We start from the raw sequence: 16,652 nt of genomic DNA on the forward strand, positions 1-16,652 counted from the left end.
CCGGCGCAAGCGGTTAAGAATATGTAAAGATTACCGCTTTATTCCTAGAAGTCCTGTACCGAATTCGTTCGTCGTTCCAAGTCTATGTGGTCCGTCTCGATGCGCCTGAAACACATCGCTTTCGCCCTCCTCGTGGCAACAGCCCTGACGGGCTGCAACGATACGCTCGATTCCGCGAGCGTCGACCTGAAGAGCGTCAAGAACAAGGTCGAGCAGCCCCTGCCTTCGAGCATTCTCGCCGAGATGCAGAAGAAGGACATGCCGCGCAATTCGCCGATCATGATCCGCATCCTCAAGGAAGAGGGCAAGCTGGAAGTCTGGAAGGCGAGGGCCGACAACCGCTTCGAGGTGATTAAGAGCTACGACATCTGCGCCTGGTCCGGGAAGCTCGGCCCCAAGGTCAAGGAAGGCGACCGCCAGGCTCCGGAAGGCTTCTATAACCTGACGCCGGCGCATCTGAACCCGAATTCCAAATATTACCTCGCCATCAACACCGGCTTCCCGAACCGCTACGATGCCGCAAACGGCCGCAGCGGATCGAACCTGATGATCCACGGCGCCTGTTCGTCCTCCGGCTGCTACTCGATGACCGACGAACAGGTCCTGGAAATCTACGCCTTCGCCCGCGACGCCTTCAAGGGTGGACAGACCTCCGTGCAGCTCCAGGCTCTTCCCTTCCGGATGACGGCAGAGAACATGGCGCGCCACCGCGACAGCCAGAATTTCGACTTCTGGAAGATGCTGAAGACCGGCTACGATCATTTCGAGGTCACCAAGCGTCCGCCGGAAGTCAACGTCTGCGAAAAGAAGTATGTCTTCAACCAGCAGGCCGATAGCAACGGCACCTTCGCTCCCGCCTCAGCCTGCCCGCCCATGTCCACTCCGCCGGCCCTCTCGGCTGCGCTGACCTCCTACGAAAAGACCTACCAGGTGACTTACGCGAAGGCGCTGGAGAAGTTCGACGGCAAGGTTTGGTACGAGCCGACCGAAGCCGAGCGCAAGGCAGTCGTCGCCGACAAGCGCAAGGGCCGCGATATCGCCTATGCGCCGACCGGAACCTCGCTCGAAGCCGGCAAGCTGCTGAGCCAGTCGGAATTCCAGCAGATGATGGAAAAGCGGATGGCCTCCCAGAACAAGCCGGCCAATACCGTGCTTGCCTCCGCCTCGCCTGTCACCTTCCGCGCCGGTTCCGCCGCCGATCGCATGAAGCAGGACCGCCTGCCGGCAGCGGGCGCACAGAGCACCGGTACGGTCCCGACCGTCACGACGGCGCAGGGCACCACCGCCACGGTTCCGATCCCGGCTCAGAACCCGCTCGCCTATGCGGCACCGCCGATCAGCGAAGAAAAGAAAAAGCCGTTCTGGAAGTTCTGGAGCCAGGAATGAGCTTTGAGACCGCAGGCCTCTACGATCTGAGAGGCCTGAAGTGTCCCCTGCCCGTGCTGAAGACGCGGCGCCGGCTGAAAGGCATGCCAAGCGGCGCAGAGCTTGCGATCGAAACCACCGATCCCCTGGCCGGCATCGACATCCCGCATTTCTGCAATCAGGAAGGCCACGAACTGGTCCGCTCGGAAAAAACCGAGACGGGACACCGGTTTCTGATCCGCAAGGGTTGAGCGGGCCTACATCCGAAGGCCGGGAACGGCAAGCGGATTGTCCTCCAGCGCCGCGCGGTCCGGCCGGTCGACGCGGGGCCGGCCCGTAAATGCCGCAAAAAGATCCGAGACGAAAGCTTCTTCCAACCCTTGAGTGATCAGCACCATGCGGGTGCGCCGGTCGGAGCCGTCGGGCCATTTCGGCAGGCGCTGCGGCGGATGGAAGACGCTCTGCACCCCGTGCAGCACCAGCGGACGATCGGGATTATCCGACAGCGCCACGATCGCCTTCATCCGGAGCAGCTTTTCACCATGCGCCGAGCGCAGCAGGTCGATGAACATCTCGATCGCCATCGGATCGATCGGCTTGTCGTGGATGATCGAGAAGGAGCGGATGTCGTCGCCATGGCGATTCACGTCATGATGATGGTGGTGATGGTCATGCCCGTGGTGATGATCATCGTGGTCATGATCGTGATGATGATGCTCTTCGGCATCGCTCGCCATCTCGTCGTGCAGCCAGCGATCGACATCGGCGATCTTCGTCGCCGGGTCATAGAGGCCGTTCACCAGAATGGCAGCCGTGCCGGCCTCCCCGCTGTCTCCATCGACGACCAGCGCCCGCGGATTGAGCGCGGCGAGCCGGCTTTTCAGCGCCGCCAACTGGGAAGCGTCCGCCATTGACTGTTTGGAGATGATCAGCCGGTCGGCCACCGCCACCTGCTTCACCGCCTCCTGATGACGGTCGAGCGTGGAGACGCCGTTCACCGCATCGACCACGGTGATGACGCCGTCGAGCTCGAAATTCTGGGCGATGACCGGGTTACCCATCACCGACTGCATGACCGGCGCCGGGTCCGCAAGGCCGGTCGTTTCGATGACGATGCGGCGGATCGGCCTCAGACGGCCGGTCTGGATGCCATCCATGATCGAAGCGAGCGAATCCACCAGTTCGCCGCGCACCGTGCAGCAGAGGCAGCCATTGGCAATCTCCAGCAGCGCATCGCCGGACGCTTCGACCAGGAAGTTGTCGATCCCGACCTCGCCGAACTCGTTGATGATCACAGCCGTATCACTAGTGCTCGGATCCTTCAGGATGCGGTTCAGCAGGGTCGATTTTCCTGCGCCGAGAAACCCGGTGAGGATGGAGACGGGAATCCGGTTGCGGGCAGAGGACATGATCTATTCTCGTTCAGAATGTCGGACGCGGCTGCGGGATCGGCACATTGAGGGCATTGGCGGCGACCGCTGCCTTCTTGGCGCCCTTCGGCGGCGGTGGCGGAGCCTCGCCGCCGGAAAGCAGGGCGAGCAGCGCATAGACGGGCGGCCGGACCATTTCATGGATATAGGGCGAATGCTGGATGGTGCGGCCCGCATCGTCACGCGTTTCGCTGCGCACTTTTGCGGCCTTCGGATTGCAGATCTCGGCGCTGACGTCGTTGACCTCAGCCGTATCGCCATAGGGCGCAAGCGCCGGCAGTGCCACGCCCCCGGCCGTCGTCGAGGTCAGTCCCTGTTGCAGCAGGTTGGCGGTGTCGTCGGCTCGGCCGGCGAGGCTGTCCGAACCCAGCACCACGGATATCACCGAGCGACCGTCCCGCGTGGCGGAGCCGATCTGGTTGAACCCGGAGGCACAGATGAAGCCGGTCTTCATGCCGTCGGCGCCGTCGAACCGGCCGATCAGCGTGTTGAAATTGGGATATTGCTTGGAGCCGGTATCGATGCCCTCAAGCGAAAAATAGCTCTGGTATTCCGGGAAATCCTGCTTGAGCCTCAGCGTCAGCAGCGCGAGATCCCGGGCCGTCGAGAACTGCCCCTTGCCCGGCAGGCCGTGCGGATTGATGTATTGGGTCGAACTCATGCCGAGCGCCTTGGCCTGGGCATTCATCATCGCCACGAACTGCTCCTGCGTGCCCCCGACGGCCTCGGCCACCGCAACCGCCATGTCGTTGGCCGATTTCACCAGCATCATCTTCAGCGCGTTGTCCATCGTCATCGTCGTGCCGGGTGTGAAATACATCTTGCTCGCCGGCTGGTCGGTCGCCCACTTGCTCATCACCACAGGCGTCTCGAGCGAGAGCTTGCCGCTCTTCAGGGCCTTGAAGGCAACGTAGGCGGTCATCAGCTTGGTCAGCGACGCCGGATACCATTTCAGGAAGGCGTCCTCATGGGCAATCACCTTGCCGGTCTTCGCATCGACAACGATCTTCGGATTGGCGGCAGCGCTGCCCGCGGATACGAAAAGCCCAATGGCCGTCACGGCAGAAATCAACCGGGTGGCAGACATGGATCGGAGGCTTGAAGTCGGCAAGGGTTTCCCTCGTTGTTACGGCTTTAACGAGTGCGGCGCATATGCGGCGTATGTGGCCAAGCAATGGCAAAGAAGATTGATTACGTCAATCATGACAGGCACACTCCGGCCGGGAGGACTTGTCATAACCGCGTGACCAGCCAGCAACAGGGAACATTATGCCGATTTTGAACCGAGCCGCCGAACTTCAGGGCGAAGTCAGCGAGTGGCGACGATATCTTCATGAAAATCCTGAGATTCTTTACGAGGTCGAGAACACCGCCTCCTTCGTGGAACAGAAGCTGAAGGAATTCGGCGTCGACGAAGTGGTGCCCGGCATCGGCCGCACCGGCGTCGTCGGCATCATTCGCGGCAAAGGCCCAGGTGGCCGCACGATCGGGTTCCGCGCCGACATGGACGCCCTGCCGCTCACCGAAATCACCGGCAAACCCTGGGCTTCGAAGACGCCCGGCAAGATGCACGCCTGCGGCCACGACGGCCACACGTCGATGCTCCTGGGTGCGGCGAAATACCTCGCGGAAACCCGCAATTTCAACGGCACCGTGGCGCTGATCTTCCAGCCGGCCGAAGAGGGCGGCGCCGGCGCGCTGGCGATGGTCGACGACGGCATGATGGAGCGTTTCGGCATCGAGGAAGTCTACGGCATGCACAACATGCCCGGCATTCCGCTCGGCCAGTTCGCCATCCGCAAGGGCGGCATCATGGCAGCACCCGACCGCTTCACCATCACCATCAAGGGCCGAGGCGGCCATGCCGCCCAGCCGCACAAGACCATCGACCCGATCTTTATCGGCTCGCAGCTCGTCGGCAGCCTGCAGGCGATCGCCGCCCGCAACGCAGACCCGGTCCATTCGGTCGTCATTTCGGTGACCCGCTTCGACGCCGGCACGGCCTATAACATCATTCCCGACCAGGCGACGCTCTGGGGCACGGTCCGGACGCTCAGCGAGGCGACCCGCGACCTTGCCGAAAACCGCATCCGCCAGATCGTCGAGGGTATCGTCAGTGCCCACGGCGCCGAGGCGGAGATCGATTATTACCGCCAGTGCCCGGTTACCTTCAATCATGACCTCGAAACGGAGCATGCGATCGGCGTCGCGACGGAAGTGGTGGGCGCCTCGAATGTCGACACCAATGTCGAGCCGACCATGGCCGGCGAAGATTTCGCTTTCATGCTGAAACGCCGCCCCGGCGCCTTCATCTTCATCGGCAACGGCGATACGGCAGCGCTCCACAATCCGCATTACGATTTCGACGACGAAGCGATTTCCTACGGCATTTCATACTGGGTTCGGCTCGCCGAACAGCGGTTGACGGAATGAAGGAGAGGAAAAGGCTTGGCTAAACGCCTCGCCTTTTGTATGGAATTCCTCACGTGGTCCCATAGCTCAGCAGGATAGAGCGTCTTTAAGGGCGAAAAACCTACCGATTTGTCGGAAACCTCATGCGTCGCAATGTGTTCAGCGACAGGTAAATCTACCAGATAAAATTCGGGACTTCACAAGGGGCAAGAAATGTCTTTCTCGCAGGAATGGGCTGCCATATCGGCAGGAGTCTCCGGGCTCAGGTCGACGGCGGAATTGTATTCCGGAGAGTTCGATCAAAAGGACACTTAACGGGGCATACCAGCACCTTGCCTCAATGAGTCGCAGTAGCTGCTATGCGATCTTAGCGTTTGCGGATCGCCATAAGACGGCTCTCCCCCCATTCGCAGTGGCCAAAATTGAGGATTTTCAGGAAGCTTTCTGTCGGCTGAAAGAGCCTTACGATCGTCGCAAGACCATGACGGCAGTCATAATGCTTGCTGCGATTGAGACAGAAATCAGTTTCCTTCTTGAAGATCGCGACCAGTTGCTGAGAAGCCGTACCGAACGTGCGTTCATGCATCTAAACCGACTACTGGCGGTCGACGTTGACTACCGACAGAGATGGCTCGATGCATTCACCAAGACCAGGGTAGGTGAGCCAGAGTGCGAAAAACTCGGCGCTACCCATCTGTTATGGCACGGCATCATGGCGTTCAAAGCCAATGGAGCCCGCGGCCGTACTGATCTCGTCTTTGGTGAGCCCCTCGAAGAACCGGACCATCGGGCGTCCGAGGGACTTGTTCTCACAGAGTGGAAGGTCGCGGATGAGTCCAACTTCACCGAAATGTTTAAACAGGCTTTTGTTCAAGCGAAGGAATACGAGTCAGGTGTCCTTTCGGGGGCTGAACTACATGGCATTCGTTACCTCGTTGTTGTGACCGAAACAGACATTCTTCCCGATTACCTACCAAGAGATACGATGGACAATGACATTCGTTACCGCTACATAAACGTAGCGATTAATCGACGGAATCCGTCGGAAATTTCGAAGATGTCCTAGAACTCGATGTCGTCCTTGTGCGAGATTGACCAAAGCCAATCTTTGGTTTTTCGGCGCCAGTCTTCGTGATCGCGCTTCATGAAGAGCCCGTAGAGAAACGGATCGAAGCCCTCTCGGAGCTTTCTGTGTATTTTAAGCCCGCGGTGCCGTTTTCCGGACTCGTGAAACATTACCCACCCATATCCGAGCGATCTGGCGAAATCGAACACCGCCTCGATCTCCTGCCCTAAGACAGGGTATTCATCTGGTTCGAACTCAATGGTTTCACATTTGCAAAGCCAGCCCCTGAACCGGCCATACTGTCCTCCTGGAAATGGCCAGTCGTAGGGATGGGACAAAGCCAGGTATTCAGCAGTGTCTCGATCGAGGTGCCCGCTGAAAACCGAGAGGCATCCATTTGGTAGATCCACTATGCTTCCTTCCGTATTGTTGAAATGCGCAACTGTCGATGTTGATTTACAGAAATGAGCGGTTGCCGGGACTGCAGGCCTGGGCTATTGGAGGGATGGTGTGTCCACGTAGCTCAGCAGGATAGAGCGCCTTTAAGGGCGGCGAGTTTACCGGTTCGTCTATCCGCCCTAGATCACAAGGGACTGCAGAGGTCGGTAAGTTTACCGCATGAGCGAAATCGCGGCGGCAAAAGGTTCGAACTTCACAACAGGCGAACGCGTGCGAACCATTCGCGTGGACGCCGAGCCGTGCCACTTCCTCAGCCATACGAGGATGCTGAGACCTATCTCGAGGAGGAAGCCGACTCCTTGGCCTCGGAGCATTACGACGTCGAAGACGTGCCCCGACAACACCGATATCGGTAGCTCACCTGGTGTCCGACCTAGAGGGTTTCGTTCGCTGCGCTAGCGACGCGCAGACTAGGCTTCTTTCAACGAGTTTGTCGGTGATAAGGTTAGGAAGGCCCGTTAGTGTCGAGCCTTAAGCACAGCTCCGCTAGCTTCCACATCGAACATCCTCAACATCCAGCCTTTAGGGTCACTCAAATCATGAGTGCAAACTCAACGCCGTCGATTCGCAGGTATGGCTGGCCGACGTTATTGCCCGCACCGCTGACACGCCGATTACCAGGCTGGAGCAGTTGCTTTGTGGAATTGGACGCCGCCGACCGTCGACGCTCAAGCGGCCTGATCTGCCACCTTCACCGGAGGCTTACGCGATGTCTCTCCTGGACATGCATCAAAGCAGCCGACTGCGCCTGTGAGTGAGATTTCTTACCGGGAGCCTCGAAGCCAAAGGGCCACCTCAATGACACCAGGGCAGTGCGGCAAGCCATCGATCGTTCTGCCTTCTGCAGGCGACGCGTTCCGCGGCTCCGATTGGTGTGGGCCGCGTCGAGGTTCACTCCATTTCTACAGTGCATCCTGCTTAGTATATTTCAGTTCGCGTTCCTCGACATGGTCCGTCACCACTTGAACGACCTTCTGATCGAACGACCCAAACCCAAGCGGAACAGGATATCCTGCTGCATCACCGATAGGTGAATGTACTACGACCGCGCACATCGTCCCAGGAATGAGTAGTATCTCAACGGCCCGCGGATAGGGTGGAGTGTCGGCACATGCCACCTCGTCGAAGGTCCGTCGAATATAATACGGTGGCCTTCCTGCTGCCATGCATAAAGAACGCGGGTCTTCACCCCCGGCGTCCTTAAGCCTAGTCTTCAGGACCTCGAGCAGTTCGCGGTTTTCCAACGTTGCGCCCCAATGCTCGACCTGCGGCGCAACCACCACAATTTGTTTCTGATCAGAAGGATTCTCTCGCATGCCGTAGTCGAGCATAGCGAGCAAACGTTCTGCATTCTCCCGGAGATGAAGTGCACCAGCGATCGGGATCGTCTTGCGGTCGACGCGAGCTTCGCCGGCACGGGTTGCCGCCTCTCGCCAATACCGACGCACCGACAGGCCATTACGTGTCGTGTACTCCCTCAGGAAATCGGGTGCGAACTCGAGAAGAAGATCGTAGGCCGACGGCGCCTCAGAGGCCGCAGTTGTGGTTTCGCATGACTTAGCGAAAACTGCGGCTGCACTCTCTACCTCTTTGCGATCAGCAACTTCATGAGCGTCTCGCCAGGACGAGAGGTCGATGTCCGCTGAGTTTGGATCTTCAAGGGTGGAATGTAGCCGAATACGCACCGGCATTCGAAATCGTGCATGGGGAGTGATGCGATCGATCGAATATAAGTCAACTTCGTCGCTACGGGATCTGTCAGATCTTTCAGTTATCTGACGGAAGAATAGCCTGAACCTGTCGCGGACCTTTTCGCCGGCGCGGCCGGCACCATCGCGGAGTGCCAATTCAGGGAGCGCCATCTCGACATTGTCCAGCTTACGTTGCGTCTGAGGTGCGACGGACATAAGATCGAAGCCGACGACCCGACGACGCTCCTGTACGGAAAATATTTTTGGTTCGTCGCTGTCCCCGCGAAACAGCTCTTCTCCTGACGGTCTTAGCCACACGCGTCCATTGCGTCGCTCAACATAACCAGGTTCAGTCGCCTCATTAAGCACGTAGCTCAAATCGTTCAGACTGAAGCCAAAGAACTGCGCGATCTCTGCCTCTTCGAGGCCTGGCACAACTTTCACCAGTCTTAGCAAGAACTCGAGTGTGGGGCTAACCACCCCAAGCTCGGCGACCTTGTATGCGATGTCAAAAGTGCGGCATGGGAGCAAAACGTCGATGGTCCCGATCTCAACGCGTATTTCAGACGTTGCTGGTTCTGAAACTCTCTGATCACGTGGGGGCAGCGTCAACGTCGATCGCTTTTCTAAGCTCATCAGTTCATCCTCCTACCAGCTTTAGGCTTTTGCTCTGATGCTCGCTGCGAGACTTCGGCCGGCCTCTTGGACATCTCGATGACTTCTTCCGCATCAAGCGTTCGCGCCTCCCCGGCGCTAAGCTGGTCAGCAAAGCTCGCGACAAGACGCCCCATTGGTCCCTCGGCATGCCAATTTCGGTACGCTCCGACGAAAACTAGCCTATCCATAGCTCGGCTTGCCGCAACGTTCACCCTGTTCGGGATCTTGAGGAAGCCATCTCGAATAGTCTTGCGACCGGCCGCATTCTCGCGGCCGTCAAGATTGTTTCGAACCAGCGATACGACCACGATCGGGTTTTCTTTGCCCTGGTAGCTATCGACCGTACCAACTCTGATGTGGCGGTCTAGGAACTGAGCGGCCAAGGACTGTCGAAGCTTGGCTTCGACAAGGTCGCGCTGTGCGGCATACATGCAGATGATGCCGATACCGATCGGGTAAGTAGTCTGCGTCGTAAGCCACTCCCGGAAGGGTTCATGGTTCAACCAATCTTCAACGGAGGCAACGATCGCGTCAGCTTCTGCCCGGTTCTGTTTGCTGCTAGCCGCCGACTTCTCGAAACCGTGGTTCCCAAGAGCGTCCGTTGAAATCCATGTCAACGGAGAAGCCAGGGTGGGCGGCAGCATGTCAGGTGGGATTTCCGGCGCCGTTCGGCCTGCAGAGAGTTTGAGATCTCCATAGAACGTCTCGGATACTAGCTGACCGATGGGGGGCAGCATACGGTACTGCATCTGAAGCTTGGCACCAGCCGCTCTTCCATAGGCAGAGTTGAACACGCGCTCGAAGTCGCTTCGCTTAATTTCGGCCCTCTGGATCGCCGTGCGGTTCGAGACCATGGTCACGACGTCTACGTCGTGCTGGGGTTCGAGTTGCGCTTGATCCCCGACAAGAACTGCCCAGCGTGCCGCCTGGAGTGGGACAAGCAGTTCGCCCGCGGTACAGCGAGCCGCTTCATCGACGATGACTAAATCGAAGGGTGTAGTGGTCAGACCTAATGAGCTTCGCCCAAGACCAACACAGGTGCCGGCCACAATCTGACGGGTTCCAGCTAGGAAGGTATCGAAGCTGCGATTTACGCGGGATACACTTCCGATGAAATCTCTCGCAATGCCCGCTACAGTTCGGAGATTGTCCACCTTGTCCAGGCCGACGCCATGAAGCTTCGTGGCCCGCCGCGAGAGCGCCAAAGCAAGTCGGCCTGTGAGATTTCGCCACTCCAGCCCTGTTCCATTGTTGCTAGGAAATTCGATCTCAACGTCGAGCGCTAGGAGGTGCTGCCGCAATGTCTCGATCAAGCTATTGATACGTTGAGTATCGCCCTCATCATTGTCGAGAATGTCCGCGAGACCCTCGATGAGGGGATGTACTTGGCTTTCGAGCACAATCACTTCCGCGACGAGCTCTCGCGGTAGCCCAAGCGACGCACCCGCTATTCCCAGCCGCTCAGCGAACATCGCGCTGAAGCGATCCTTGTATCCTTGCTCGACATGTGCGGTGTGATAAGGTCGGAGAGGTTCCGAAACTTGGCCGTCGCTCATGCCGATCCGAAGCAGGTCGGGCTGAATTCCGGTGCTTCTGAAAAGCTTCAGGACGGCCTCTGCTGCAGTGTTTACAGCCTCGTGAGACTGACTTGACAAGAGAACATTCTGGGCGAGGCCTCTTGTCAGCGCGAAATGGGCAAGCGCCGCAATGAACCTTGTTTTTCCGGTTCCGGGTGGCCCCTGGAGCAATCCGATCGGACGCATCGAGACGACTTTTCGAAAGGCTGCGAGCTGGTCGTCGTTAAATCCGTAGAGGTTAAGGCTTTCGTCAGAAATGTCGACCGACGTCTCCGTTGGCAGTATGCCTGTACGGGTGTCGAAAACAGACACAAGGTTCGGCGCGCGCGCGAGGCCCTCGAGCACGCGCTCTACTGCGCTCGATCTTCGCTTGTAACTTTGAACCTCGAAGTGACTTAAAAAGCGAAGTCGCTGGCCGTCCTCGACCAATCTTCCATCGTGAAATGAAGAGGTCTCATCTGCAAGTATCACAGCGTAATCAGGCTTGGACCGATCAAGATCGAGCCGGCCGATGCGGCGCCAGTTGCCCTTTCGGTCCAGGCGCTCCACAGCGACCCTGTCCTCTCGAGAAAATTCAAAATCGCCGGCATCGAGACGAATGGCTACGGCATGTCTGTTTGTCGTCCGGTTGTACACGCTGTCGAGAGTGGCGGCGCCCTCTGTCGTTAGCTCCTGCTCGGCGTCCATCAACGCTTTCCAAAGCGTCGGTACGTCGATCGCAAGGCCTTCATCGCTTGCCTCACCGCCTATTTCTTCGGCAAGCCCGTCCTCAGCCTCGTCGCCCTGGGGTGGCAGCTCGCCATTCTCCGCCGCTACCTCAGCCGGAGAATTGGCGGGTCCCTGCCCGCCGAGCTCCCCTTGTAGTCGCGCCGCGATATCGGCGTCTGCGAGCAATGCCTCGATATCGGAAAAATCGTTCGTCCGATCATCGGTAACGGCCAACCCGTCTTCGATCATGTGGAACTCGAACTTTGAAATCCTTGCAATGAAACCTTGCTCAAGTTCTGAACGGCGCCCTATGACTGGGCGCCCATCAATGTCCAACCGGAAAGACAATTCCTCCGCGGCTCCTCGTATGGCAAAGATCAGCCGGCCGGCTCGGTCGCGGTGAAAGCGAAGGAAAAAATAGCCTTCGTCAGGTTCCAACTCACCAAGCTTCGCGCCCACGCATGATATGGAGATGGTCTGCCGCTCTTGTTCGCGGGGATTGGGGGCCATTAATGTCGCTATTGCCCGCTCAACGCTCTCAGCGAGCGGAGCGAGTGTCGACAAGGTGGGCGCTTTTTCGCGGATCTCCTCTATCGCATTGGCAATATCAGCCGCGAGTTGAGGTGCAATATCTGACTTACCCAAGACTTCTTCGGTAATTTTAGTGAGGGCAAAGCGGTCACGCTCGTATGCTGTTCCAATCTCGGGCGCATATTCAGACGTGACCATCTCGCCGTCGATTGAGGGGGAGTAATCTAGCGCGTCGATCAAGACCGGTTCGGCGCCGTGACTTAACACGATGTTTGCTGGCTTTAGATCGCCATGCGCGAAACCTCGGTCGTGGAGCGTCTGCGCATTTCGCAAAATTCGCTGAACAAGCGTAAGGGCTTTTTCTGCCGGCCATGCTTCGGCGACGTCAGAAAGCTCGTCGTCCAGACTGCGCCCATCCACCCAGTCTTGAACAATACCGACGGCGTCGCCGAGCCAAAGCGCTTCCCGAACCGTGGCGAGTCCTGGGAGACTATCTGCCTGTAGCGCACGTGCGCGCCGAAGGAAGGCTTCGACCGATCCAGATTCTCGCGAAATGTCGCCCCAGGCTGGCTGCTTCCAAAGCTTTGCAACCGCCTGTCCGGCATCCGTCGTCGTGCGCCAAGCGTCCAACCTACCACTCTCAGACAGGAGGTCTCCTTCTTCAGGATAGGCCCTGAAGAACTCCCTTTGAGACTTGATGCGACCTCGGTACGTTTCCAGGCGCGCAAGAGACGCCGTCGAACTTGGCTTCGAAGCAGTAAGCCTGTTGAAAGTCGCGAGTGCCTGGGTGGCATCTTCGAAGCGATCCGCAGGGTCGAGAGCGAGGGCTGATGCGAACCATGGGTGCAACACGGAGACCTTTCCCTCCGCATCTATGTCGGATCGCCACTCTGCGGGCTCGCCACTGGCAGCCATGCCAAATATTAGGCGGTGAACAGCGAGACCAAGGAGATAGACATCTTTTCTCTTAGGGCCCTGATCCATGTCGAAAATGTCTTCGGGCACAGCGGAGCTTGAAAGGAATTGATATCTCGAGGACCCAAGAGACTTGCCTTCGGGGAAGCGCGCAGACATGAGATGCGAAAGGCGAACAGAAGTAGGAAGTTCAAGCCAGATACTGTGCGAGCCGAGGTCCAAGTGGGAACTGTTTTGTTCATGCATCCCCGAGACCGCACGGAGAAGCTGTCGTGCAAGTTCAATTCGCTCAGTCAGAAGAAGCCGGGGTATTTCGCTCGCTACGAAATCGCCCAATCGTTTGGTGCGTCGCTGCCGGTCGTAAACCTCCCAGTAGTCCGGTCCTCTGTCAGGATCGTCGGCTCGCGGAGCGACGAGCGAACGCTCAATTTGCCCGTTACGATCTCGAAGCCAATGGTAAACCTGCTGCTCCCGGCCAGCGATCTCGAGCCTACCCTCTTTCGTTTGAAATCGCCCGTCTGGCGCCTTCGAAAAGTCCCACATACGCACGACGCCTAGGCTTGCCTTGTTGCCTTCCTCCTCGGCGTTGAACTCCCGATAAATCTCGCTTGGGTGTACGTACGCCTCATGCTCTTCGGCAAGAAAACGCTGAAAACGCTTTCGCCCGCCTTTGAACGGCGAGTTGGTGCCGGTGTTGAAAAACCGACTTAGTTTGTCTTTCCAAAAAGGGTCCGTAAGGGGCTTCGAAAGATAATAGGCCTCCCCGAAGCGCTCCTTCAACTTCGCTTCTGATCGCGACGCCTTGATGAACTCGTCAATGTAGAGCACCTTCGAGGCCTCGAGCCCCCCAAGCGAACTTATGTCTGGTTTTGCTGTCAATACAACAAGGCCGATGATCAGAGGCGTCGGCTGAGTCTTGGTTTCTGGTCGCTTCTTTAATTCTGCCATCAACCGATTCGTGATGTCGCGGGCGATGCCATTGATCTTCTGGACAGGTGAACTGTCTTTGTCCTTTCCATTTTGGATCCAGCGACCGCCGCGCTCTTCGATTTTCCCATGCCAGTCCTTGATGTCGATCAGAAATATCCGGTGTTCTGTGACCAGGATCATGTCGATCTCGCGGGCCTTGCCGGCCCCGAGCACCAAGTCGAGATTAGTGAATGCATACCAACCGTGGGGAAGCTCAGCCTTGAACCGCTCAACCCCTGCCACTTCGCGCGGATGCACACCGTCGCCGCAATTCCTGATTTCCATGACGAGCACCCCCCCATTCTTGATGTAATCAATTAGAGGATTCGCGCCAAGGATGCAAAAGAAAGCCTGTCGCCCATTAAGCTGCCGATATCAGAGTCGGGTTCACGGGTACGTTTGCGATGATCCCAGCGGCGTAGCCCGTCTATTGTGACTATCAACCTGCTGGTAAATCCGCAGGTCACTGGACGCTGAAACAAGCACCACAGTTGATTTATTTTCAACCGACTGCAATTTTCGCCATTGCTTCATATCGTTTTTTCATTCCCACCGAAGTGTTACGGGTAAGCAAAAGCTACCCAACGCTGCCGGGTTAATTCGCGGCTTAAGCGACCGTTCGCCGCAACACTATGAAAGGGCTTTCATAAATGCTTTCGGAAGACGAGCTCGGACGCTTGATAAGGAACCTAAAGCTGTCAATTCAAACAGTACGTGCCTGCGGGCATGCCCTGCGTGTCACAGTAGTCGACATGCTCGGAGATTTCGATGACCTACAAGCGGCGTCCGCGAGCCACGACGAAGTCAAACGTCTCTGCGAAATGCTTGACCTAGCGATAAAAGACAACCGCGAACAAAACCAGCGGGTCTTCGAAATCCTGGGGTTCAGGTAGGCCTGGATCGGGAGCGCGGTTCCTTGATGCGCCCGTCGTGATACACTGTCGCCAGCTTAGCTCAATTTTGAAGTTGCTCGGCACCATCGGATCGGTTATCCAGATCGAGCAAATGCCTGTGGGTCCACGTAGCTCAGCAGGATAGAGCACAGGATTCCTCAATTGGGGGCTGTACTGGGAAACCTATATAGTCATTCCGCTCAAAGTCGGGGGACGCTTCGCTGACCTTTCAGCATGCCAATCCCGAGCCAAACCCCGGAGAAATCCGGGGAAGTGTGTAGAGACTGGACGGGCGGCACCTAACGGCTCAATGCCCATGGTGAAGGGACAGTCCAGACCACGAACGCGGAAGCGGCGGCGAAAGCCGAAGTGGTATGAATCCTGGGGTCGGAGGTTCGAATCCTCTCGTGGACACCATTCCTGAAATGCACACGGCGCCATCAAACCGTGGCACTTTGGTAATCCCTCGTTCCCTGGCAATGATTACAAAATCCACGTTCTGGCGATAGCTTGTCTTTTCCAGTGTCGACAATATCTCGCTTGGTCCTGAGATCCTCCATTGGTTGGAAGACAAGCACGGGCGAGATTCCAGGAAGATTTTGTGAGATGCTTCGCGTCCGAGTTGCGATAGAAATACCATTGGCTAAGCGATTGGCCGCATGGAGGCTAGAGTACAATTGCACTCGACACCCGAAGCGAAACAAAGCGGAGCTGCTCTGCGCGGAAAAGATATGATCTGGACTTGCAACTAAAGAAAGCAATGCATTACACAATTACGCCCTCCAGTGTCTCAGACGCGTGATTCGATTTTTTATCTGGAGCAATTTGGCAGGCTTCGTTTACAATGTTCTTTGATGCTAACGCCACCACAGAAATGCTCGCTCCGGTAGCTTTTGCGATAGCCGAGGCTGCAGCAAAAGGCCCGCTAAATGCTTCAAGCGCTCACTCACAAGGTGCACTCGCTCGCAGACTCCTAGCCGGTGCGCGTGAATCTATATGCGTGGCGCTCGGGTACGATGATCCAGAAAACATCATTTTTGTATCCAGCGGCACAGAAGCTAACAACATTGTAGTAAATGGATTTTACCAGCTAAACGGTAGTATTATAACTTCCGCCGTTGAGCATGCATCGATAGCGGCGCCCGCTCTGGCCGCGGGGAGTTCCACGACAATTCCGGTCGGCCCCGATGGGGTGATACAATTAAATGACTTGGCGAAGGCTTTGTCGGAGAGGTCAGCGAATGATATCGTTCTTGTTTGTGTACAAGCCGCAAACAGCGAAACGGGCGTTCTGCAACCCCTAGAACAAGTGGCCGCTCTTTGTCGAGCATCCGTGGCGCAAGTCTACCTTCACGTCGACGCCGCGCAAGCATTTGGACGCATTCGACTGTCGACTGAGTTTGCCGACAGCATTTCGTTTAGCGGCCACAAGTTGCATGGTCCGACAGGAACTGGTTTCCTATGGATGTCGGACCGACTCTCTGATGTTCTTCCGCGAACGATACTAGGCGGCGGCCAAGAACGAGGTTTCCGCTCGGGAACACAAAACGTGCCGGGGATAGTGGGCTTGGGCGTCGCTGTGGCTGAGCGCTGGCAAGACTTCCACAGTGCAGTGTCCAAACTGGCTGGGCTGCGCGGCCGTTTTGAGGACAGGCTCTTAAAGGAAATCCCAGACACAAAAGTCATCTGCTCGGATTCTCCAAGGTTGCCGAATACCAGCAATGTCATGTTTCGCGGAGCCGACGCGGACACTCTTCTTGCGCAGCTTGATGCCGAGGGGGTTATCTGCTCGAATGGCTCCGCTTGTTCGTCGATGAAACCTTCTGCCTCGCCAGTCCTACGAGCCGTCGGTCTTTCCGAGAGGGAGGCTTTTCAATGCCTCCGCTTCTCCTTTTCTGTCCTCAACACCATTGAAGAGGTCGACCGAGCCATTCCATTGATTGTGGAAGCTGTCGGCCGCGTAAGGGCTTACAAGTAGC

9 protein-coding genes and 1 pseudogene are annotated in these 16,652 nt (G+C 57.3%); 6 read left to right on the forward strand and 4 right to left on the reverse strand.

Annotation, left to right across the window (positions count from 1 at the left end; genetic code table 11):
• The first annotated feature begins 99 nt into the window (after positions 1 to 99).
• Complete coding sequence (locus tag MOV61_RS09375) at positions 100 to 1,386, forward strand: murein L,D-transpeptidase family protein (protein WP_247136369.1); 1,287 nt, start codon at positions 100 to 102, stop codon at positions 1,384 to 1,386.
• Entirely contained in the window at positions 1,383 to 1,616 is a 234-nt protein-coding gene (locus tag MOV61_RS09380; RefSeq protein ID WP_247136370.1) for a sulfurtransferase TusA family protein, read from the forward strand. Before MOV61_RS09375 ends, MOV61_RS09380 begins: the two co-directional genes overlap by 4 nt.
• 6 nt (positions 1,617 to 1,622) lie before the next feature.
• On the opposite strand, the gene MOV61_RS09385 is transcribed toward MOV61_RS09380, so the two are convergent.
• Complete coding sequence (locus MOV61_RS09385; RefSeq protein WP_247136371.1) at positions 1,623 to 2,774, reverse strand: GTP-binding protein; 1,152 nt, start codon at positions 2,772 to 2,774, stop codon at positions 1,623 to 1,625.
• A 13-nt stretch (positions 2,775 to 2,787) separates the two neighbouring features.
• A complete protein-coding gene (locus MOV61_RS09390; protein ID WP_247136372.1) occupies positions 2,788 to 3,882 on the reverse strand; it encodes a D-alanyl-D-alanine carboxypeptidase family protein in 1,095 nt (364 codons plus the stop codon).
• 182 nt (positions 3,883 to 4,064) lie between these two features.
• Here MOV61_RS09390 and MOV61_RS09395 point away from each other — a divergent pair, with 182 nt between their 5' ends.
• From MOV61_RS09395 to MOV61_RS09405, 3 genes and pseudogenes are all read left to right on the forward strand, one after another.
• Positions 4,065 to 5,228: a M20 aminoacylase family protein gene (locus tag MOV61_RS09395; RefSeq protein ID WP_247136373.1), complete on the forward strand. Its 1,164-nt coding sequence runs from the start codon at positions 4,065 to 4,067 to the stop codon at positions 5,226 to 5,228.
• A gap of 391 nt (positions 5,229 to 5,619) precedes the next feature.
• Positions 5,620 to 6,273: a hypothetical protein gene (locus MOV61_RS09400; RefSeq protein ID WP_247136374.1), complete on the forward strand. Its 654-nt coding sequence runs from the start codon at positions 5,620 to 5,622 to the stop codon at positions 6,271 to 6,273.
• A gap of 1,006 nt (positions 6,274 to 7,279) precedes the next feature.
• Positions 7,280 to 7,413: pseudogene (locus MOV61_RS09405) on the forward strand (transposase domain-containing protein); the annotation flags it as partial.
• 221 nt (positions 7,414 to 7,634) lie between these two features.
• Here MOV61_RS09405 and MOV61_RS09410 read toward each other — a convergent pair.
• Positions 7,635 to 9,059 (reverse strand): hypothetical protein, encoded by a 1,425-nt coding sequence (locus tag MOV61_RS09410; protein ID WP_247136375.1) that lies wholly within the window; start codon positions 9,057 to 9,059, stop codon positions 7,635 to 7,637.
• Positions 9,059 to 14,065 (reverse strand): AAA domain-containing protein, encoded by a 5,007-nt coding sequence (locus MOV61_RS09415; protein ID WP_247136376.1) that lies wholly within the window; start codon positions 14,063 to 14,065, stop codon positions 9,059 to 9,061. The genes MOV61_RS09410 and MOV61_RS09415 overlap by 1 nt, the downstream gene beginning before the upstream one ends.
• 1,452 nt (positions 14,066 to 15,517) lie before the next feature.
• Here MOV61_RS09415 and MOV61_RS09420 point away from each other — a divergent pair.
• Complete coding sequence (locus MOV61_RS09420) at positions 15,518 to 16,651, forward strand: cysteine desulfurase family protein (protein WP_247136377.1); 1,134 nt, start codon at positions 15,518 to 15,520, stop codon at positions 16,649 to 16,651.
• The last annotated feature ends 1 nt before the right edge of the window (position 16,652 follow it).

Source organism: Neorhizobium sp. BETTINA12A (genome assembly GCF_023006485.1).
Taxonomy (GTDB): domain Bacteria; phylum Pseudomonadota; class Alphaproteobacteria; order Rhizobiales; family Rhizobiaceae; genus Neorhizobium.